This window comes from Erythrobacter epiphyticus, from assembly GCF_034653295.1.
In the GTDB taxonomy this organism is placed as follows: domain Bacteria; phylum Pseudomonadota; class Alphaproteobacteria; order Sphingomonadales; family Sphingomonadaceae; genus Erythrobacter.
This window is the reverse complement of sequence record NZ_JAYEEU010000001.1, coordinates 64487-85263: the sequence shown is the minus strand read 5'-3', so window position 1 is coordinate 85263 and position 20777 is coordinate 64487. Positions and strand designations below refer to the sequence as shown.

Sequence of the window (20777 nt, the reverse complement as noted above, 5' to 3'; positions counted from 1 at the left end):
ATGACACGCTTCAACAGCTGGAAATGCGCTTTGATCGGTGGCACCGCGCTGGCAGGCTTCGCTGAGCCCGCGCTTGCGCAGTCAGCAATTGACGCTGATCAGCAATTGCCGACTTCGGCATCCGAGCCGCAGCCTGGTGACATCATCGTCACCGCCAAGCGGCGGGCCCAGTCGGACCTCTCCGTTGCGGCGGCAGTCACGGCCATTTCTGCCGATATGCTTGAACAAGCTGTCATCCGCGATACGCAGGATCTCTCCCAGCTTGCGCCCGGCCTTGTGATCACCACCGCAGCATCTGAAGCGACGGCCGCCACCATCAGGCTGCGCGGCATCGGCACCAGCGGCACCAATCTGGGGCTCGAAGGATCGGTCGGTGTTTTCGTCGACGGCATCTACCGCGCCCGGTCGGGCATTGCTCTGGCTGACCTGTTCGATGTGGCTCAGGTCGAAGTTCTGCGCGGACCGCAGGGGACCTTGTTCGGCAAGAACACCACGGCGGGCGCGCTGCTGGTTCAGACCCGCGCGCCAACTTATGACTGGAACGGCGAGATTTCCGCCGCTTACGGCAATCGTGACAGCTTGCGGCTGATGGCCGCCATCGGCGGGGTCATTGCCGAGGACAAGGCTGCGTTCCGGATTTCGGGCGTGGTGACACAGCGCGACGGGTATCTGGACGATCAAGGCACGGGCCTTCAGGTCAATGACCGGGATCGCTTTGCGCTGCGCGGACAGTTGCGCCTCGATCCGTCCGAGCGCGTGTCGATCCGACTGATTGCCGATTACAGCCGCAAGCAGGAACAATGCTGCGCCGCGATTGTCACGCAAAACGGTGCGCGCGCGCCTGCCATTGCGGCGGTGGGCGGCTTTGTTCCTACTGAATTCGACGAATACACCACCGCCAGCAACAGCCGCTACGAAGCCGACACCCGCGAGTGGGGCCTTTCCGCTCAGACCGATATCAGCTTCGACAACGTCCAGTGGACGACCCTGCTTTCGTGGCGCGATTTCACCTCGCAGCGCAATACGGACAGCGATTTCAGCAGCGCCAATCTGCTCAACACGCCGTTCGAGGACACCAAGGACCGGTTGTTCACCGCCGAAACCACGCTCAAAGGCACGGTCGGCCCGCTTGACTGGCTGGTGGGCGGCTTCCTGTTCGATCAGCAAACCGACCAATCGAGCGCGATCGTGTTCGGCAGCGATCTGACGCGATTCCTGCAATTGAGCTTCCCGGCGGCCGCCGCGCGTCTGACCGAGCTTTACCCGGTCGGCGGCGGCGACACCCAGCGAGATTTTGACCAGAGCGCGTTCGGGTGGTCGCTCTTCACCCACAACATCTTCACGCTTGCGCCCGGTCTGATAGCCACAGCAGGCCTTCGGTATCTGAGGGAAGACAAGACCGGCACCGGCGAATTCGCCTTCAACAGCCCTGCCTGCGGGCGTGTCGGCGTGCCGATCGGGGCGCAGCTCTTGTGCCCGACGCCCGATTTCGAAAGCCGCTTCGAAGACGAACAGGTGGTCGGCACTGCCGGCCTGTCATACGAGCCTGCGCCGGGCGCGCTGATTTATGCAAGCTTTTCGCGCGGCTACAAGGCGGGCGGGCTTAACCTCGATCGTACGGGCGGACTGGCCGGAGACGCCGGCGCGACATTCTTGCCTGAAGAGGTGGACAGTTACGAACTCGGCGCGAAAGCCCGGTTTCTTGATGGCAAGGCCCGCGTGGCGCTGACGCTGTTCACTTCGGACATCGTCAACTTCCAGCAGAATGCCTTTACCGGCACGGCCTTCACGATCTCCAACGCAGCCGAAGTCAGAAGCCGGGGGGTCGAACTGGAGACGACCCTGCGGCCAGTGCCATGGCTGACCTTCGCGAATTCGGTGATCTATAATGAGGCCACCTATGGCGAGGCCACCGAACCGGCGGCCCTGCGCGGTCGTCAGATAGTCAATGCTCCCAAGTGGACCTGGCAGAGCCAGTTCATGATCGAGCGTCCTCTGGGAGACGGGGGTTGGACCACGCATTGGGCCGCGAACCTGCGGATGATTTCTGACATGAACACCAGTGTGGCCCTGATCCCGCAGGCTGAGGAGGACGGTTATTTTCTGCTGGGTGGCCGGATTGGCATTCGCAGCCCCGATGACCGCTTCGACGTCTCGCTGTTTGCGCAGAACCTCACCAACACCTTCTATCGCACCATCGTGTTTGCAGGCGTTCTGCAACCGGGGACTTTCAACGCCTATGTTGGCGAGCCGCGGCATTACGGGCTTGAAGCGAGGATGCGGTTCTGATGCGGGGTCTGCTCTGCGCTGTCTGGATTGCCTGTGCGACACCGGCCTTGGCAACGACGCCAGCGTGCCAGCAGCCTCAGGGCCAAGTGGAACACCGCGGAGCCAAGCTATCGGTCGTCGTCGAAGGCGCTGGCCCCCCTGTGCTGATGATCCCGTCGCTCGGGCGTGGGCCATCGGATTTTGACGAGCTTGCCCGCGACCTCGTTGGCAAGGGCTACACAGCGGTCCGATATGAGCCACGTTGGTTCGGCGCATCGCGCGGGCCGGAGCGTGCAACGCTGGACGATCTAGCGGCCGATGCGCGCGCGGTAGCGACAGCCTCCTGTCCCGATCAGCCTGTCGTGATCATCGGTCATGCGTTGGGCAACCGGATCGCCCGGGCGATGGCAGCGGCAGACCCGCGGCACACCACTTCGATCATACTCCTGGCAGCGGGCGGGCAAGTTCCGATCCCTCCGGAAATCCAGCAGGCGATCTCCGTCTCGGCAGCGGAAGGCCGTCTCCCGAATTCCGAGCGCCTCGCGGCCCTTAAGCTCGCCTTTTTCGCCCCCGGCCAGAACGCGCGAAGCTGGTTGACCGGATGGAACCCGCGGGCCGCCGAATTGCAGGCAAGGGCCGTCACGGCGACCGCGAGCCGGGATTGGATCACAGCCGGAGGTGTTCCGCTGTTCATCATCCAGCCCACACGCGACCCGGTGGCGCCGGTTGCCAACGGCGAAGCCCTGATCGCGCAATACCCGGGACCGGCGGTGATGGTTGCGCTCGATCATGCCAGCCATGCGATCCTTCCCGAACAGCCCGATGCCATCTCTGCCCTTGTTGCGGCATGGCTGATGGGGGAGCGCAAGGCTGGGCGTTTGCAGCAAATTTCGGACGAATGGACAGTGCAACCATGATCATAAGAATTGTCACCGCAGCCCTCGCGCTGGTGTCCGCTTCATTGGCGCCTGCTCAGGCAGATAAGCCAGATGCAGGCTTGGTGTGTGATGGGACGGTGCAAGATGCGGCGCGCGCGCAGCGGCAGATCCCCCTTCGCGTCAGACTGCCCGCTGGCGAGGGTCCGTTTCCGGTTATCCTGTTCAGCCATGGCCTTGGCGGGTCGCTCGACGCTGGAACCCGCTGGGCCGAGGCTTGGACCGCGGCGGGTTTTGCCGTGGTCCACTTGCAGCATCCTGGCTCTGACGCATCGCTGTGGAAGGGGCTGAAGGGCAAAGAGGCGATGGCGGCGCTGCGCAAGGGCATGGATGCAAAGCAGTTCATCGCCCGGGTGGCGGATGTGAAAACCGTGCTTGATGCAGTCGGCGGCCCGTTGCTGATCGGGAATTGCCCGATGGCGAGGCTCGATGCCGGCAGGATCGGCATGGCGGGACACAGCTTCGGCGCACAGACCGTGCAGGCCGTCGCCGGGCAGCAGTTCCGCGCACCGACAGGGCTGTTCAGCGTCGCCGATCCGCGGATCAAGGCCGCCATTGCTTTCAGTCCGGCCCCTGCACTGGCTGAGCCGGATGAGAGCGCATTCGGCAAGATCAGCATCCCGTTCCTGTCGGTAACCGGAAGCAAGGACGCTGTGCCCGGCCTAACCAAGGTGACGCCCAAGGATCGAACCCGACCGTTTCACGCCATGCCGCCGGGAAGAAAGTATCTGCTGGTTGTCAACGGGGCCGATCACTTGATCTTCAGCGGCGGCGAACAACGCCGTGCACCGACGCCAACCGATCGCCGCACGGAACTGATCGTGGCTGAGACGACAGCCCAGTTTTGGCGTGCAAACCTTGTGGCTCCAACCGCAAAGGGCTCGCTTGCGGCTCCTGAGGCGTTGGGTCCTGAAGACGTCTGGCTGGCGAGATAGGTCGTGCTGCATCAATGTTGTCCGCGCAAAAAGCAGCAAATCACCTTCCTACCCGATTACGGTCATAACCGGGGCCGATGTGCGACCACAAAGGTGTCGAACTGTTGACCGACAGGATTCCCATGGCGCAATGTCCCCGCCGCGCTAAAAGTATGTATGGCCGACCCTGACTTCTCCCTTGATCGTAAAGCCCTGGTCCACGCGGTTAAACTCATGGGTGCGCGCAGCGAGGGCAATAAGGGCGCGCTTTCCCTGCCCGCCGCAATGCCGGAAATGGGTCTCGGTGAGCGCGCTACGTTGGATTTTCTCGCGCCCACAGTTCTTGGCAAGGCCAGCGCGCTCGGCGATGTGACAGCGCTTGCACACATGGATCCGCCCACACCGTGGATCACCTGGGCGACGACCTTATGGAACGCATCGGTTAACCAGAACCTGCTTCATCCGGCGACCGCCCCGGCGGCGCGGGAGATCGAAGACAGGGTCATCGACTGGCTCTCGCCATTCTTCGGGATGGATGGCGGGCACATGGTGCCCGGTTCGACGATCGCCAATCTCACTGCGCTATGGGCGGCGCGGGAATGTGCGGGGGTCAAAGAGGTGGTCTATGGAGATTCCGCTCATTTGTCCGTGGGCAAGGCTGCCCACATTCTCGGCCTCGCCGCGCGTCCGCTCCCCTGCGGTCCATCGGGGGCGCTGGTGCCGGAGGCGGTGCCTGAGGACCTGCGGCATACGGCTCTGGTGCTGACCGCAGGCACGACCAGCACGGGCGCGGTCGACGATTTGTCACTGTGCGGACGCGCCGCTTGGACCCATGTCGATGCGGCCTGGGCTGGGCCCTTGCGGCTCAGCCAAGCGCACGCGCACGTGCTCTCCGGCATCGAGGGGGCGGATTCGGTAGCGGTGTCGGCGCACAAATGGCTGTTTCAGCCCAAGGAGTCCGCCTTCGTGCTCTTTAGTGATGCAGCCAGAGCGCACGATGCGATTTCCTTCGGCGGGGCCTACCTTGCCGCGCCAAATGTCGGGGTTCTGGGCTCCCACGGCGCGACCGCCGTTCCGCTCCTTGCTACCCTGCTCGCGTGGGGGCGGCAGGGGACGGCCACCCGTATCGACGCCCTGATGGCGGCGGCGAGCGAGCTTGCATCCGTTATATTGTCCCACGACCAGCTCGAAATTCTGGCTATGCCGCAGACCGGGGTGGTTGTCTGGCGGCCGAAGAGCACGGGCCTCACCGAGCCACTGTTTGCGGCGATGCCGCCGGGATCATGTTCGCTCACCAACCTGGGCGGCGAACGCTGGCTGAGAAATGTCGCGGCTAACCCGAACTTCGAGTTGGATGCCTTCGCCACCGCCATGAAAGTGGCGCTGCATGGCTTGGGCATCCCATAAGCTGCCATTCGCCAATCCACCCAGCTTCAGTCATAAGCTGGGCCGATCGGCGATCCCGAGACCGGAATGGCGGCTTCGGGCGAAACCAGACGATGAGCGCCGCGACCAGGAATGGCCGGGTCTGGGGCGAGAGGCGACGCATTGCTCGGCTGCGATCAATGGCAGCTATTGTGCTTTGTTGCCCCGAATGCGGTCAGGCGGCTTCCCACCCACTTGCGGTCATGAGCGAGGTCGGTGCTCGATCCCGAAAGCTGCATGGCGGCTTTCGGCAGAAGCAGACGATCTCGCCGCCAATGCGGAACGACTGGGTCTGGGGGCGGGAGCGGCCGTTCCTGACTGTTCAGTTGGTGACTGCATCTGCCACTGAGCAAACGACTTAATTCCTGAAACTTAGATTGGGCTATCCATGATCGATGCGCCTGAAGCTTACGAGGAATGATGAGCTACACCGAGTTGGCCGAAAAAATCACGTCCTGGAACTTTAGCCCTAGGGATCCACAGCTTTTCAGGCTCTTGGACGAGGTATCCCGTGAGGAAAACGAAGACGGAAGGGGGCTTCTGTCATGCATTGTTGTCCATAAAGTTGGAGACATGGAGCCCGGTACCGGATTTTACGACTTGGCTGTGCAGTTGGGCCGGTCGGGTGACAAGCTCGATCTCTGGGTCAACGAATTGCACAAAGTCCATGCAGTGTGGGAGCGAGAGAAGCTGCGCAGAGGACTCTAAGGTTAGGCCAGGCCCGCCAGTTTAAGCAACCGCGCAGCCATCGAGAGATCTTCGCTGCGCCCACTCTCGTCGGTACCCGCGCGTAGCAGTAGCCGCGCCGCCAGTACGAGCCGTCCAAGACGGGTCTCCGGATAATCCAGGATACTAAAGGTGGGGTAGGTACCTGCCACTGCCTCGAGAGCGAGGGAGATAGCTTCCTCGGCCTCCCAGGCGGTGTCTGCGACTGGTGCCGGGTCTCCACCATTCTCCCAGCACTCGCAGGCCTTGGAGGCCCTATAAGCAGCATCTGCGGCAAGGTTCAACAACACGTCGATTTGATCCATCTATCTCAACCAAATAATTGAAAATGAATATTTTATCACATCGGCACGGATTGCTACAATTTCTCGACTGTGCCGGAGAGCGAAGGGCCGGCGGCGCCGATCAGGACCTGACGCTCTGACACTCCTGACGCCTCGGTCCAGGTTCTCGTAACGGTATCGCGGAGGAGGGCGAGGATGTTTTTCCTCCCTCCCCCTAGCGTTCGACCACACCACCTAGCCGTCAGGATGTCAGATCAGGGTGCTGGTGGGGTGGGGGCGATTGCGTCGGCAATCAGGAAAATACGTCGGAATACGGCTCGATCCTGACGTAGATGGGGCGGTCAGTGTCACAGACCGTCCGGGCTGAGTAGCAGCTTCGTCAGTTTTCTAAATGACGCAACTGGGCCAGTTGCTGAATGGCGGCTCTCGGCGGCGAGGCGCAGAATCGAGCCGTCCGATCAAGGATCAACATTGTAGGTTCCCGCCCCACACCCTGTCGTTCAAGTTCGTCGCAATGAGCGTCTTGTTCTCTCAGAAGCAGCCATTCCGTTTTCGGGGCCGTACAATGACCATCTTCATATGCGGAGCAGCAAAATCGGCCATCAGTCAGGCACACCGCCGGCACGCACCGCCCCGAAGTAGCGCTCACGGCAGGCAGGGTCTTCGAAGGGCAGTGACTGGATGATGAAATCGCCCAGACCCTTGGGATAGATTGCGAGGAAGCGTGCGCGGCGGCTCTCGAGCTCCGTATCGAGGCCGAGCGCCGCAGCGGTCGCTATGCCTGTCATAAGCGCGGAAGGGTGGCCGTCATCAGTCGCAAGTGCGGCGCGGATGTGCTCCTCGGCGCTCTCGATCTTGCCGATCATGAAATCGGCCATGGCTCGCCCGGACAGCAAGCCATTGGCACCATAGGCCAGGGGGTTCAAACGCGTGCTCCGGTCGAACATCCGGTGCGCCTCGGCCGCTTCGCCCTTCATGGCATGCATCCACCCGCCGCAGATCCACGCGGTGTATTCGTTGGGGTTGAGGCCGATGGCCCGCTCAATCGCACTACGAGCCGCCGCGAAGTCCTTGGCCATGTAGAACAGCGCCGTTCCGGCCGTGGCCTGAGTGCGGGCATCATTGATCCCGAGCCGCAGCGCGGTGCGGCTCATTTCGGCATAGTGCTGAATTTCCTGCGGACCGGTGATGGCATTGGCATAGGCCGCCGCCCATGGCGCCATCGCCAGAGCGGGATGAAAATTGGGGTCGAGCGCGATCGCCTGCTGGAAAAATCCCAGTGCGATTGGATAGTCCCGCCCCTCCAGACTGAAGCCAGCGAAGAGCCCTTGCAGGTAGAGATCATAGGCTGCGGGCGAGGCGGTGGGGCGCTCGCAGCGAACCCGATGGGCCTCGGCCTGCGCGCGAGGCTCGACTTCCACTGCAATCGCCGTCGCCGCGCTCTCCTGCAAGTCCCAGACATCGTCCAGCGTTCCCTCGATATCGCCCAGCGCCAAAGGCTGGCCGGAGAGGCCGTCCAGCGCCCGCCACCGCAAACGCAGGCGGCCATCGGGGGAACGGGCGATGCTGCCGGTCACCAACATATCGGCACCAAGCGATTTGGCTGCCTGCACCGGATCGAAGATTTCACCGCGCATGGTCGCGGTCGATGCCCCGGCCACGACATCGATCGAGCGAAACCGCGACATCGCGTGGATCAGTCCTTCGAAGAACCCGTCAAGCACATGGCCGGACAAGGGCTCCATACTGTGATCGGCGAATGGCAGCACTGCCACCAGCGGACTTGCCGCGCTTCGCGTCCGGCTTGCTTGACGCTTGTCCGCAGGTGTGCGCTCCTTTGCGTCGAGCTCTCCCGCCATCGCGCAAGCCGAGGCGACAGCCTCCAGCAGCTCGCCCTTACGGGTCTGGTCACGGATCGGGATGGACTGGATCGCCGGTGACTCCGGCCCCAGCGGGAACACCTTCAGGAACCGCTGCGCAACGCTCCGGGCCTGCGCTTGGTCACCCAACGCGACCGCCGCAGCCATTGCCACCACATGACCGCCGACATGACCCGGCAGGCGTTGCAGCGCACGTTCGGCAAATTGCAAGGCCGCTTCGTGGCGTCCGGCGAGCCAGTGGCAGAAGGCACGGCCGCCATCGACATTATCGAGGTGGGCATCGTCGGGGTCGCATTGCTCGGCCCGGTCGAAGTGCATGAGCGGCTGTTCCGGTTCTCCAGCCATCGCCCGTATCCAGCCACTAGTGCTCCAGGCTACCCGGGACAGGGGATTGGCCCGGACTGCCTGTGCGGTCGCCCTCAGCCCGGCGTCGAAATCGAGCCCAACATGCACCGCCGCCCATGCCCCCACGGAAAGCGCCTCGGCATCGTCGCTGCCCAGCGCAATCGCGCGGTGCGCCTGCATCAGGGCTTCCTGGCGCTGGTTGTCCTGCTCGCGGTAGCCGAGACAAGCCTTGGCCCAAGCGGCAGCGCCAATGGCTCGGGCAAAGCGATCGTCCAGCGCAACCGCGCGTTCGAAGCTGGCCAGCGCCCTGGGATAATCCGCTGGCGTCGCGGCGAGGCCCAGCACCACGCCGGCGTGGAAATGATCCCACGCGCTGCGCCGGTCTTCGGGCATGGCGAGGGCTCTGGCCCGCGCGACCTGCGTGAGCGAACGCGAGGCCTGCACGGCAAGCCGGCCTGGCAAATCATCGATCATGGCCTGGGGATCATTCGCCGGGTGGACGGCTTCCCAGCTCAGCAAGACATCACCCCCTGCTGCCTCGATGATGCTCGCCCGGACCTTGATCACCCCCTCGCGTGTCAGAATCGACGCACTCAGCAGATGCCCCACCCCTAGGCTCGCTCCGATTTCGGCCGGATCCGCGATCGTGCTTGCATGGTGCAGTACCGCAGACGGGCTGCACACTCGGACTTCGCGGAAACGCGCCAGCATGAGAGCGGAAGTTTCCGCAAAAGGCGCGACAAGATCAGACGGGATTGTACCGCGCGAGTGATCGATCAGGGGAAGGATCGCAATGCTGGGCCGTCCGTCTCCCGGCACTGGGGCTGGTGCCACAGCTGAAGCTCTGCCGGAAGGCCCAGCCTCACCGGACTTGAGCAGACGCTGCAAGCCCGGTTCCTCGGGCAGGCCAAGCGATCGGCGCTGGCGCTGCACGCTAGCCACAAGCTCCTCTGCCTCGATGCGCCGGCCGGTCTGAGCAAGGGTCGCAATCAGCGTGGAGGCAGCGTCCGGATCGGCCGGGTCGAGCTTTAGTAAGCGGCGCAGGTGGCTGACGCGCTCCTCGCCATCGGCATCGCGGACAAGCTGGCGGGCCAAGCGCAGCGCGATCATCCTGAAGTCCTGCCGCTGCGCTTCCAGCCAGGCGGTATACTCGGGGCGGTCCGGCAGCTCGCAATCCTCGAGCAATTCACCGTGCATAAGATCGAGCACGGCAAGGCACGCCGCCTGATCGCCGGTCTTCGGATCAATCGCGGCGGCCAGGGTCTGGACGGACAGGGCATCGACCTCGGCGCCCGTGCAATCGATCCGAATCGCATCGCGTTCGCTGATGAGGCGTTTGTGGTCGTCGCCGTCGAGCAGCGGGCGCAGCTTCGACAGGCTCCAGCGCAGCGCGGCGCGCGGATCGTCCGGAAGATCGAAGAAGATGTCGCACAGCCGCTGGCGGGACACCGGGCGCGGGGACAGCGCCAGAAAGCCGAGGATCGCGCGGGTCTTGCGCGATGCCGGTAGCGGCAGGCCCGAGCCGTCCCGCTCGACATACAGCGGGCCGAACAGGCGCAAGGCAAACGGGGCGGGGTCGGCGCTCATAGCCCCGTTTATCAATTTCAACGCCGATTCAAACGCCATTTCCACGGATCACACGACGCTGACGCAAACGCGGCGCGCTGAAAGGGCCGCCAACCCAAAACCGGCAGACACTGCCACAGCCAAGAGAAAGACCGACCATGAGAACGACCTATTTTGCGATGATGATCCCGGCCTGCGCGCTGGCCGCGCCGTGCCAGGCCAATGACCACCCCTTCGAGGGCCCCCGCGCCGGGGTCGAAGTGGCCTACGAGGACTACGGCTCGGGCGCGAGTGGCGAAGCCGTCGCGGTCGTGGCTGGGTGGGATTTCCGCCTCGGCGAGAAGGTCGTGGCCGGGTTGGACGCCCGCTACACCGTTCACGGGGTCGATGGTTCGGAGACCACCACCACGCCGGCGCAACTGGTGCAGACCGTCGACCTCTCGATCGAGGACAACTGGGGCATTGGCGCGCGGATCGGCTATGCCGTCAGCGACAACGTCCTGATCTTCGCGCAGGGCGGCTATGAGCATCTCGGCATCGATGCTGTCCGCACGGTTCGCGCGCAGGCCTGCGTTCCGCCCAACGGCTGCCAGATCAGCCGCACCGATTTCTCGTTCGACGATGACATGTGGACTGTCGGCGCGGGCGTGGAATGGGCCGCGACCGAGAACATCCGCCTGCGCGCGCAATACACCTACGGCGAAAGCGACAGCTACGATCGCAACCGCGTGAGCCTCGCGGCTGCGTTTCAGTTCTGACCTCTGCCCCGCCAGACATCGGACGGCACGGCAAGGCGGCCCTGCAAACGTGACCCACGGCGACCAGCCTGGCAGGGGAACCGGTCCAGACCGGAACCCCGGAGACAGCTCCTCCCCCCCGGAGCTGTCTCTTGCCGTGCTGGAATGTGACGAGTGCGACGCTCAGGCTCACGTCGCTGCGCTTCAAGCGCTGGTGCAATCGGCGGCCGGGGCCGTCTGCGTCACCGAAGTCACCAGCACCTGCTTTGCGATCGAGATCGATGTACCGCCGGCTGCCTTGGCGCGCCTCAAGGGCGCTCTCAAGCTCGCAGGCGCAACGATCATGACCGGGGTGGCCGCGGGCGAGCACCCTGTGTGCGTCATTCTGTCGATGCGCCCACCCCCACAAACGGATCCCCTGACATGACGATTGCCCGCAACCTTGCCGGAGCCCTGGCGCTCCTTGCCGTTCTCGTGCCCGTGCCGACGCTTGCTGCTGAATGCGCCATCGTTCTGCCCCCCGACTTCAACGGCGTCGCCGCTGTCGGTGCGGGGACGATGCCGCAGGTGGTGGTGCAAGGCCAGGTGGGCGAGGCCGGCACTGCGGCGATCGATCCAGCCACGCGGTTCAACCTTGGCTCGGTCGGCAAGATGATGACCGCGACCGCGATCGCGCAACTGGTCGAGCAAGGGCTCATGGCCTTCGACGACCCACTCGGAAGGCACGTCGCGGGCCTCCCGCCTGAGCTTGCAACGTTGCGGATCGAGCAACTGCTGAGCCACACCGCAGGCCTCTCGCTGTTCCTGCGCCCCGACCTTGTCGCGGCCATCAATGACGCGCCGACTGCAACCGCGCTGGTTCCGCTGGTGATCGCCGAGCGTCGCGGCGAGCCGGGCGCGTTCCGCTATTCCAACGCGGGTTACGTCCTGCTTGGCGCCGCGATCGAGGCTGCCTCCGGGCTCTCCCATGACGAATACATCTCGCGCAACATCCTGCCCGCTGCCGGGATCACCCCTCAGCCGCTCGGCTGGCAGGCGGGCGACGCAGAAGGCATCGACCCGGCCGAACAGGATTTCGCCCGTGCCATCACCCGGGTGCGCCCCTGGCCTGCGGGCGGCATTGTCCTTTCGGCAGCGGACCTGTGGCGCTTCGGCCGGGCGCTTGCGGGCGGACGGCTGGTGCGTCCCGAAACGCTCGAGGCGATGATGCGCGGCGGGATCGAGCTGCGCGCTGCAACGCCCGAACGGCCCGCCTCGCGTTACGGCCTCGGCCTTGGCGTGTCAGGCGAAGGTTCCTCGCGGGTCATCGGCCATACTGGCGGCGCGCCTGGGATCGATGTGTCGCTGCGGATCCATCCTGCCAGCGGCCGGGTGGTGGCGGTCATGTCCAACCACTCCGGGTCCGACGATCAGAACGCGTCGAGCATCGCGAAGGCGATCCTCGCTGAACTCGAGAGCGGCCTTTGCGCCGAACAATCACAAGCCACAGGAGCAAACCCATGAACCTTCGGTGGTTCTTCACAACAACCGCGACCGCGATCGCCATCGCCACGGCAAGCCCAGCCGCGATGGCGCAAAATCCCGATGCGTCCGTCATCACCCGCTACATCGAGCTTTGCGAATGGTTGACCGACGTGCGCTACACCCCCGCTCAGCGGCAGCAATTGCGCGCGCAGGTGGAGGCTTATTGGCAGCGGGGCGATCAGCGCCGGATCGACACCGTCCTCAGCAGCCTCGACATGCACAAGCAATTAGCAGACGCCTCGCCCACTTTGCGCGAGACGACACTCGCCAAGATTCGCCCCGGGGTGCTGGTGTCGCTGCAGAAGGATGCCGCTGACGGCGGCACCGATTCCGCCTGGCTTTACCAGCAATTCCTCGCCGCCAATCCGCCGCTGGCGCAGGGTCGTGCAGGGTCAGTTCCGCTCACCCGCGACATGGTGGATGCAGCGCTCGATTACGAGCATTTCATTCAGGGCACCGTGCTAAACCGGGGTGCTCCTGCGCCGACCGCGGCAGCGCGCCGGGCCGCCTATGCCGCCGCGGCGCGGGACTATCCGCGCCTGTCCGTCGCCCAGCAGCTGGAGATTGCCGCGCAGCCCGGCCGCCTGATCGAAGAGCGCAATCTCTGGCAGCTGGCCGGGCGGCAGGGGCAGGCGTTCCTGCGCGCCGAGATGGGCGGCAACCTGACCGTGCAGGATCAGGCACTTATTGCCGAGGCGCGGCAGGCGCAATCCGGCGCTGGGTGGGCGGGCATCCAGTCCGAGATTAACGCCTTCAACCAGAACACCCAGACCATCATGGGCAGCGGCACCACCTGGAACTCGGCCGCCGGACGCTGGGAACAGCGCGGCGGCATTGTCACCGAATACGACAGCGGCGTGGTGCGCGTGCCGTGAACACGAGCGCCGGAGACATGAACATGAAAGCACTCCCGATAGCCCTGATTACCACGCTGCTCGCTGCCTGCGCGGCGATCCAGCCTGCGCGCATGGCGCTGCCCGCGCCGCTGGCCGAGGAGCCCGCACTTGTCTTCGAAGGCATGGGGTTTGGCCAGAAGGGCCACTTCACCGCCGGCCCCTATGTCGCCAGCTTCACGCGCTCCGACACGCGCCTAGCGCTGTTCGACGCGCTGGTCGAACGGCGCTCGGGCAAGACATCCTTCGCCTTGGAAGGCCCAGGCATCGACGGCGCGATCGAGGCCGAATGCCGCGTCGGCGAGCGCACGATCAATATCAGCGTGATCAGCTTCACCCCCAAGCCGATGGCCTACCAGTGCCGCTTTTCCCACCACGGCCGCGCTCTGCCTGCGCGGTTCGAATTGCAGGAGGAACGCCGCGGGCTGGTCGGGATGCTGATGCGGCAAGGCCGCCGGGGCCAGCTCGCCTTCGATCATGTGGTGATCGACATGATCTCGGTGCACCGGCTGCAAGGCTCGGGCATCGAGACGGGGACACCGATCGGCTACCTGTTCGAAAGCGAAGAGGCTCCGGTCGGCTCGGTCGAGCTTAACGGCAAGCCTGCTGTACGCTTTGCCTCCGGCACCGATGCCCCGACCCGCCGCGCGGTGATGATCGCCGCGACTGCGCTTGGTGTGCTGTGGGACCCTGCCGAAAGCGCCCTCGGGCGCGAGGCGGAATAGCGCGTTGCTGCAAGCCAACCCCGATAACTTCCAATCCCGAATTGAAAGGCCCCAACCCGTGTCCAGCACTTCTCTCCCGCTTACCCGTCGCAGCCTTATTGGCTCCAGTCTTGCACTTGCCGCGCTGCCGCTCCCGGCTTTTGCCCAGAACCCGGCGCCGCTCGACCCGCACAGCGCGGCGGTCTTGGCCTTGTTCGAGCCATCGGCCGGCCCGGCAGGCCGCGCCGCTTTCCATGCCGAGCGGCTTTCGAGTGCCGGTCAACAGCGCTGGCCCCTGACGCGGTTCGACAAAGTATTTGGCGAGATTGCCGACCTGTCGGGCGGTTTCGATTTCGTGGCGGCCGACCGGCGCGGCGCGACCTTGTGGCTGACGGTTCGCGCGCGCCGCCAACAGGTCGAACGCACATTGCGCGTTCGGATTGACCGCGAGGATGTGACGCGGATCTTCGACATTCTGGCCTCGCCGACGCCGACCCCTTTTGTCGGACCGCTGCCCCAAGGCGCGATTGCTCCTGCCGATCTGCCTGCACTGGTCGCGAGCAGAATCACTTTTTCGGCGATGCGTGACGAGTTTTCGGGCGTATGCCGGGTCGTCGCACCCTCAGGCGAAGTCGCATACGAAGCGGCCTTCGGGCTTGCGTCGCGCGGTTCCCAGGTGCCCAACACGCCTGCGACCCGGTTTCATCTGGGTTCGGCCGACAAGAGCTTCACCGCGCTGCTGGTGGCAGGGTTGGTGGCCGAAGGACGGCTGACCTTCGACACGCCGCTCGCCGAGGTATTGCCGGATTATCCCAACGCCGACTTCGCCCGCGCTTGCACCATCCGCCATCTGCTCAGCCATGCCGCAGGTCTTGGCGCGCTGTTCAATCGGCCCGGTTACGATGGAGACAAGCCTTACTCACGCGTTGCCGAACTACTCCCGTCCTTCGCCGCCGAGCCTCCGGCTTTCGCGCCCGGTAGCAGTGCCGCCTACAGCAACGAAGGCTTTGTCGTCCTTGGTGCAGTGGCCGAGCGCATCACGGGCGAAAGCTGGTACGACCTGCTCGACCGGCATGTTTATCGCCGCGCTGGCATGCAGGCGAGCGGCCATTTCCTGCATCAGCAACTGCCTGAGCGGGTCGCGGTCGGATACCGCTATCATCAGGACGATCACCTCGGCCTCTCACCGCGCCAGCCCAATGATGATTTCCGCGGCTATCGCGGCAATTCGTGTGGTGGCGGCTATTCGACCGTGGCTGACATGACGGCCTATCTGCGTGCCCTGCGCGACGGAAAGCTGCTCGATCGCGCGCTACTCGGTCAGATGGTGGTCCAACAGCCGGGAGGCCTCGGCGAATATGGTCTGGGCTTCATGGCCGAACCGCTCGCCGAGGGGCGCACCCTGATCGGCCATGGCGGTGGCGGGCCGCATAGCGGTGTCGACGGCATGAACGGGATCATCTGGGAAACCGGTTGGGCCTTCTCTGTGCTGGGCAACTACGATGCCCCCTTCGCTGGCACGATCGCAGACGACATCGCCGCGATGCTCGCCCGGCTGCCCGGTTAGGGGCCTGCCTCGGAGCCTCTTGTCCCCATCGCTCTCAAACCGAATGGAGTTTCCCTCATGCCGATTTCATCACTCCCGATTGCCGCCGCGCTCGTTCAAATGGCTCTGGGCACGGCCGCCTTGCCTCAGGCTACGGCACACCAGGTGTCCCTCGATCGCGAGGATGCGCTGACCGCGCTTGGCACTGCGGTCAATGCGCCTGAAGGCGGTCGGGTTTCCTTCACGATCCAGCAGGCCGCGATTTCCGACAGGCCGATCTCCGCTTCCTGCAACATCAAAGCCGGTCGTTTTGCCAGCAGCAATGGCGCGATACAAAAGCAGCCGCGCGCAATCGTGTGCCGCTTCTCCGAGGCAGGGCGCTGGCTGCCGGTTCGCCTTGAACTGCAAAGCTCTGCGGTTCGCCGAATGGACAGTGATGGATCGAATGCCATGCGCGGCGAACTGTCATATGGAAGGCTACGGTTTGCCGTCAGCCCGCTGGCGACGGGTTTCGCGAGTGGCGGTCCAACGTCTAACCGTTATCTCTTCACGATCGACGAAGCGCCCGCCGTCAACGTCGCCATCGGCGAGAAATCGTCGGTTCGCGTCGCGCAAGGCGTCGACGCATCTGGCGTGCGGGCAATTCTACTGGCTGCAGCCGCCATGACCGTCCTGTCACCCTCGGCAGGATAAGGCTCCCGGCTCCAGCTTCGCGTCAGCCCGGACTGCGCTGTTGCCAGCAGGCGCAGCAGCCTCGGTCCCTCAAAGGACATCACCCAGCAAACCGGAGCAGGTATGGCTCGGATCATCGGTTACATCGCAGCAAGCCTTGATGGCTACATCGCTGGACAAGGCGACAACATGGATTGGCTCGCTGCCTACGATGGCATGGATCTTGGCGAGCATGACTTTGCCTCCTTTATGGCCCGCGTCCGAACAATTGTGATGGGACGAGCGACCTACGATTTCCTCGAGCAAAGCGAGGCAGACTGGCCGTACGGCGCGCACCAGGTTTTCGTCGTCACATCGCGGCCAATCACGGGCCGCAAGGGGCCTGTAGAAGCGAGGCAGGACATCGACCGGCTAATCGACGAAATGCGCACGCTGGATGAAGGGCCGGTCTGGATGCTCGGTGGTGGCCGCCTGCAAATGGCCTTCATGGAACGCGGCGCGCTCGACGAGATCGAGATTTTTGTTTTTCCCGAATTGCTCGGCGGCGGCACCCCGCTGTTCCCGGCGACAGGGTTGCGAAGCAGCCTGCGACTGATCAGAGCGACAACCCTCGATCGGGGCTGCGTGAGGCTGCATTACAGTTTCGAATAGGTCCGTGAGTGTCGGCTTAGAGGAGAAACTAGCGGTTCGACGCAACGCCGCCGAACGACTGCAAAGTCCCAGACCAAGCCATCAAGCCCATCTTGCATCTATGTCCGCTTTCAGGCGATCGACAAATGACCAGCTATGACCAAGATTGCCCCTAGTCGGTCGTTCCACGGCGGGATTCGTTGGATACACGACGGATACACAGACCTAAGCTGGTCTGGCCGCAGGACCCTCAAGAATATTCGGAAACCGCGGTTTTCCGCGGGTTTGCGTGGTGGGCGGTAACGGGCTCGAACCGCTGACCCTCTCGGTGTAAACGAGATGCTCTACCAACTGAGCTAACCGCCCTGCGTTGCGCGCTCTTTAGCGCCTGTGCGGGCAATTGCAATTGGGCTGTGGCGCAGCGCGCGCGGGGCGAGTAGGGCAAGCAGCATGACACGCCCTCGCATTCTCGTTCTTGGCACTGGCGGCACGATTGCAGGTGCGGCCGGGTCTGCCACCGGTGGCGGATACCGCGCTGGCGGCCTTGCGCTGTCGGCGATGCTGGACGCCGCAGCCGGGCTTGGCCTTGAGGCCGAACTTGTGGGAGAGCCGATCGCGCAGATCGGCTCGCAGGATATGGGCTGGGATCAGTGGAGCGCGCTCCATGCCGCCTGCCTTGCGGCCTGCGGCGATCCGGCGATCAGCGGCATCATCATCACCCACGGCACCGATACCGCGGAAGAAACCGCGCTGCTGCTTGATCTCACCTTGCCTGCAGGCAAGCCGGTGGTGCTGGTCGGCGCGATGCGGCCCGCCGATGCGGTGGGGAGCGATGGGCTGCGTAATCTTGCCAATGGCGTGGCGGTAGCCAGCGATCCGCAGGGCGGCGGGCGCGGCGTGATGGTGGTGATGGGCGATGCGGTGTTCGCCGCGGTCGATGTGCGCAAGGCCGCGACGGCCCATATTGATGCGTTCCGAGGCTTCCCGCGCGGCCCGATTGCCAGGGTAACCCCGTCACAGATCACGTGGTTCGGCCCGCCGCATCGGGCTGATGCCCCCGCATCTTATGCCTGGCCGCAAAGCTTGCCGCGCGTGGCGATCCTCACCGCCGGGGCAGGGATGGATGCCAAGCCCGTCGAGGCGCTGCTCGGCATCGGATGCAAGGGCATTGTGCTGGCCGGGATGGGGCAGGGCAATGCGCCGGGATGCGTGCTTGATGCGCTCGCAGCCGCGGCAAAGGCTGGCATTGCGGTGGTGCGCTCGTCACGCGTTGATGAAGGCATGGTCGAGCGCAATGTCGAGGTGGATGATGATGCGCGCGGGTTTGTGGCAGCGCGCGCGCTTGGCCCGGCCAAGGCGCGCATTCTGTTGCAGGTCCTGCTCGCCAACGGGATCAGCGATCCCGCCGGCGTGCAGGCGGCATTCGACAATTTGTAATTACCCCCAGGGCGTGACGAGGTATTTCTCGCCGGTCTTCATCTGGCGGTAGTCGAGTAGATTGTCCTTCTCGAGCATGCCTTCCAGCGTCACCTTGGCCTTGTAGTGGCTGGCAAAAGTGGTGTTGAGGTTGGCCTGCACACGGCTACGCATCCGCACCACGGTCTCCATGCCGGCGCGCTGAAGGAACGGGGTCAGCAGCCAGCCCGCGATGCTCCATTGCAGGCCGTAGGACGGCGTCAGGATCGTCGGGCTGAGATCGAGCCGGCCGTAGATGTACATCTTCTTCTGCTGGTTCGAGCCATAGCGCGAGAACTCGCCCATCTGGCTCGCGGCGACTTGCTCCATTGCCTTCAGCACGCTGTCTGACGCCTGCCCGCCGCCGATCGGATCAAAGCCGAGGTAGGCGCCGGTCTCGGCAATCGCGGTGCGCAGGTCGGCCATGTAGGTCGGGGCGGATGAGTTCACCACGTAGGTCGCACCTTGCGACTTCAGCAGTTCGACATGCTCGTCCTTGCGGACGATGTTGATGAGCTTCATCCCGTCTTCGATGCAGATGCGGTTGAGCATCTGGCCGAGATTGGACGCCGCGGCGAGGTGGATGATCGCCGAATGGCCTTCCATCTTCGCGGTCTCGACAAAGCCCAATGCCGTCATCGGGTTGACGAAGCTGGAGGCGCCAACCTCGCAGGAATTCTCGCCGAGCGGCAGGCACATCATCGCATCGGCAATGGCATATTGGCTGAAGGCATTGCCCGGCACACAGGCGACGCGCTGACCCATCAGCGCCTTGGCCATGTCGGAATCGCCGGTGGCGATCACCGTGCCCGCGCCCTCGTTGCCTGCGGGCAGGCGCTGGCCGTGGCGGCCCTTCTGGCCCGACAGGAACGGCTCGGGCATGGTCGCGACGACCTTGCCGGGGGTGTAGTCCGCCGTCTCGAAATTGGCGGCGCTGGTGAGGATCGCGAGATCAGAGGGGTTGATCGGCGCGGCTTCCATCTTCACCAGCACCTGATTGCCGGTGGGCGCGGGGAAGGTGCTTTCCGCCACCTCGAGCGTCAGGTTGCCGTCGGCGGTGAGGGTGGTGAAGAGCTGCTTTCCGGTGGTGGTCATTGTGGTGTTTCCTGTTTTGCGGTGGTTTCGGGCGGCACTTTGCGCGGTGCCAACTCGGTCAGCAGCACCATAGCGGTCCATACGATCAGCGTGGGTTGAAGCTTGGTGATGGGTGGAATATCGAGGCTTTCGAGCATCGGGGGCAGAATGGCAATGGCAGCCGCCGCACTCAGCGCCGATTGCAGGCGCCTCTCGTCCATGCCGAGCATCAGAATTTGCGAGACCGCGACTGCGCTGGTGGCCAGCACGAACATGAAGTCGGACGCGCTCAGATTCTCGGTCTTGGTCAAGACCACGCCCAGCACCGCGCCGAACACGATGTTTATGCCGTTGTTCATCGACTTGTATTCGGCTTCGGTCATGCCCAGCGTTGCGGCGAGGCGGTTGCGCAGGTTCATGGCGCGGGCTCCTCGGGATAGGTGGCGGCGACAAAATAAAGCCCATGCGGCGGCGCGTTAAGCCCCAGCGCGCCCCGATCGCGCGCGGCGAGCGCCTCGGCGATGCGGACCTCGGGCCAATTGCCCGCACCGACCAGCTTGAGGCAGCCCACCATCGAGCGCACCTGATGATGCAGGAAGCTGCGCGCGGCGGCGTGGATGTGCACTTCCTCGCCGACCCTTTCCACGTCCAGCACGTCCAGCGACTTCACGGGGTCAGCGGCCTGACAATGCACCGAGCGGAAGGTGGTGAAATCGTGCCGCCCCACCAGCGCCTGCGCCGCGCGGTGCATCGCGTCCGCGTCGAGCGGCTGGGCGACGTGCCATGCGCGGTCACGCATCAGGGTGAGCGGCGCGCGGCGGTTGACGATCCGGTAGAGATAGCGCCGCCCGGTGCAGGAGAAGCGCGCGTGCCAGTCGTCCGGCACCACCTCACAGGCGATCACCGCGATCCGCTCGGACCGCAGGTGGGCGTTGAGCGCTTCCATCAGGCGGAAGGGGTCGAACGACTTGGCGATGTCGACATGGCTGCGCATCGCCAGCGCATGGACGCCCGCATCGGTGCGCCCGGCGGAGTGGAGGGTGACTGTCTCGCCCGTGATCCGGTGGAGCGCGTCTTCGATCGATTGCTGCACGCTCGGCCCGTGGGCCTGACGTTGCAGGCCGAAGAAGGGCGTGCCGTCGAATTCGAGGGTAAGGGCGAAGCGGGTCATGCCATCGCCGTCACCCCGGCGAAGGCCG

The 20777-nt window shown here is 64.5% G+C and carries 17 protein-coding genes and 1 tRNA gene; 12 read left to right on the top strand and 6 right to left on the bottom strand.

The annotated features are described in order from the left end of the window. From SOQ14_RS00420 to SOQ14_RS00405, 4 genes are all read left to right on the top strand, one after another. Positions 1–2289 carry a TonB-dependent receptor gene (locus SOQ14_RS00420; RefSeq protein WP_322895722.1) on the top strand — a complete coding sequence of 763 codons (2289 nt, stop codon included), beginning with the start codon at positions 1–3 and terminating at the stop codon, positions 2287–2289. 86 nt (positions 2290–2375) lie between these two features. Further along, entirely contained in the window at positions 2376–3185 is an 810-nt protein-coding gene (locus SOQ14_RS00415) for an alpha/beta fold hydrolase (RefSeq protein ID WP_322895720.1), read from the top strand. A 323-nt stretch (positions 3186–3508) separates the two neighbouring features. Then, positions 3509–4138, top strand: coding sequence for an alpha/beta hydrolase family protein (locus SOQ14_RS00410; RefSeq protein WP_322895718.1), 630 nt, complete (start codon positions 3509–3511; stop codon positions 4136–4138). Between the two features lie 156 nt (positions 4139–4294). After that, the gene (locus tag SOQ14_RS00405; protein WP_322895715.1) at positions 4295–5524 is read left to right on the top strand and encodes a pyridoxal phosphate-dependent decarboxylase family protein; all 1230 of its coding nucleotides are present in this window, start codon (positions 4295–4297) and stop codon (positions 5522–5524) included. Between the two features lie 728 nt (positions 5525–6252). Here the strand turns inward: SOQ14_RS00405 and SOQ14_RS00400 are convergent. Then, positions 6253–6573, bottom strand: a complete 321-nt coding sequence (locus SOQ14_RS00400; protein WP_322895713.1) for a hypothetical protein — start codon at positions 6571–6573, stop codon at positions 6253–6255. 581 nt (positions 6574–7154) lie between these two features. Beyond that, positions 7155–10364, bottom strand: a complete 3210-nt coding sequence (locus SOQ14_RS00395; protein WP_322895711.1) for a hypothetical protein — start codon at positions 10362–10364, stop codon at positions 7155–7157. Positions 10365–10501: 137 nt separating this feature from the next. Here SOQ14_RS00395 and SOQ14_RS00390 point away from each other — a divergent pair, with 137 nt between their 5' ends. The 7 genes from SOQ14_RS00390 (at position 10502) to SOQ14_RS00360 (ending at position 17070) form a co-directional block, all read left to right on the top strand. Further along, positions 10502–11101, top strand: coding sequence for an outer membrane protein (locus SOQ14_RS00390; protein ID WP_322895709.1), 600 nt, complete (start codon positions 10502–10504; stop codon positions 11099–11101). 402 nt (positions 11102–11503) lie between these two features. Continuing rightward, positions 11504–12583 (top strand): serine hydrolase domain-containing protein, encoded by a 1080-nt coding sequence (locus tag SOQ14_RS00385; RefSeq protein ID WP_322895707.1) that lies wholly within the window; start codon positions 11504–11506, stop codon positions 12581–12583. Next, positions 12580–13479 (top strand): hypothetical protein, encoded by a 900-nt coding sequence (locus tag SOQ14_RS00380; RefSeq protein WP_322895705.1) that lies wholly within the window; start codon positions 12580–12582, stop codon positions 13477–13479. The genes SOQ14_RS00385 and SOQ14_RS00380 overlap by 4 nt, the downstream gene beginning before the upstream one ends. A gap of 23 nt (positions 13480–13502) precedes the next feature. After that, the gene (locus tag SOQ14_RS00375; RefSeq protein WP_322895703.1) at positions 13503–14222 is read left to right on the top strand and encodes a VV20781 family protein; all 720 of its coding nucleotides are present in this window, start codon (positions 13503–13505) and stop codon (positions 14220–14222) included. Between the two features lie 58 nt (positions 14223–14280). Then, the gene (locus SOQ14_RS00370) at positions 14281–15768 is read left to right on the top strand and encodes a serine hydrolase domain-containing protein (protein WP_322895701.1); all 1488 of its coding nucleotides are present in this window, start codon (positions 14281–14283) and stop codon (positions 15766–15768) included. Between the two features lie 57 nt (positions 15769–15825). Then, positions 15826–16440: a hypothetical protein gene (locus tag SOQ14_RS00365; protein ID WP_322895699.1), complete on the top strand. Its 615-nt coding sequence runs from the start codon at positions 15826–15828 to the stop codon at positions 16438–16440. Positions 16441–16542: 102 nt separating this feature from the next. Further along, the gene (locus SOQ14_RS00360) at positions 16543–17070 is read left to right on the top strand and encodes a dihydrofolate reductase family protein (RefSeq protein WP_322895696.1); all 528 of its coding nucleotides are present in this window, start codon (positions 16543–16545) and stop codon (positions 17068–17070) included. A gap of 269 nt (positions 17071–17339) precedes the next feature. Here SOQ14_RS00360 and SOQ14_RS00355 read toward each other — a convergent pair. Next, a tRNA-Val gene (locus SOQ14_RS00355) sits at positions 17340–17415 on the bottom strand. A gap of 84 nt (positions 17416–17499) precedes the next feature. Here SOQ14_RS00355 and SOQ14_RS00350 point away from each other — a divergent pair. Then, positions 17500–18486, top strand: a complete 987-nt coding sequence (locus SOQ14_RS00350; RefSeq protein WP_322895694.1) for an asparaginase — start codon at positions 17500–17502, stop codon at positions 18484–18486. Here the strand turns inward: SOQ14_RS00350 and SOQ14_RS00345 are convergent, their stop codons facing one another. From SOQ14_RS00345 to truA, 3 genes are read right to left on the bottom strand one after another with little or no spacing between them, the layout of a single operon-like run. Continuing rightward, positions 18487–19599: a zinc-binding dehydrogenase gene (locus tag SOQ14_RS00345; protein WP_322895692.1), complete on the bottom strand. Its 1113-nt coding sequence runs from the start codon at positions 19597–19599 to the stop codon at positions 18487–18489. Next, positions 19596–19997, bottom strand: a complete 402-nt coding sequence (locus SOQ14_RS00340; protein ID WP_322895690.1) for a hypothetical protein — start codon at positions 19995–19997, stop codon at positions 19596–19598. The genes SOQ14_RS00345 and SOQ14_RS00340 overlap by 4 nt, the downstream gene beginning before the upstream one ends. Further along, on the bottom strand, positions 19994–20749 hold the full coding sequence (gene truA / locus SOQ14_RS00335; RefSeq protein WP_322895688.1) for a tRNA pseudouridine(38-40) synthase TruA: 756 nt from the start codon (positions 20747–20749) through the stop codon (positions 19994–19996). Before truA ends, SOQ14_RS00340 begins: the two co-directional genes overlap by 4 nt. Between the last annotated feature and the right edge of the window lie 28 nt (positions 20750–20777).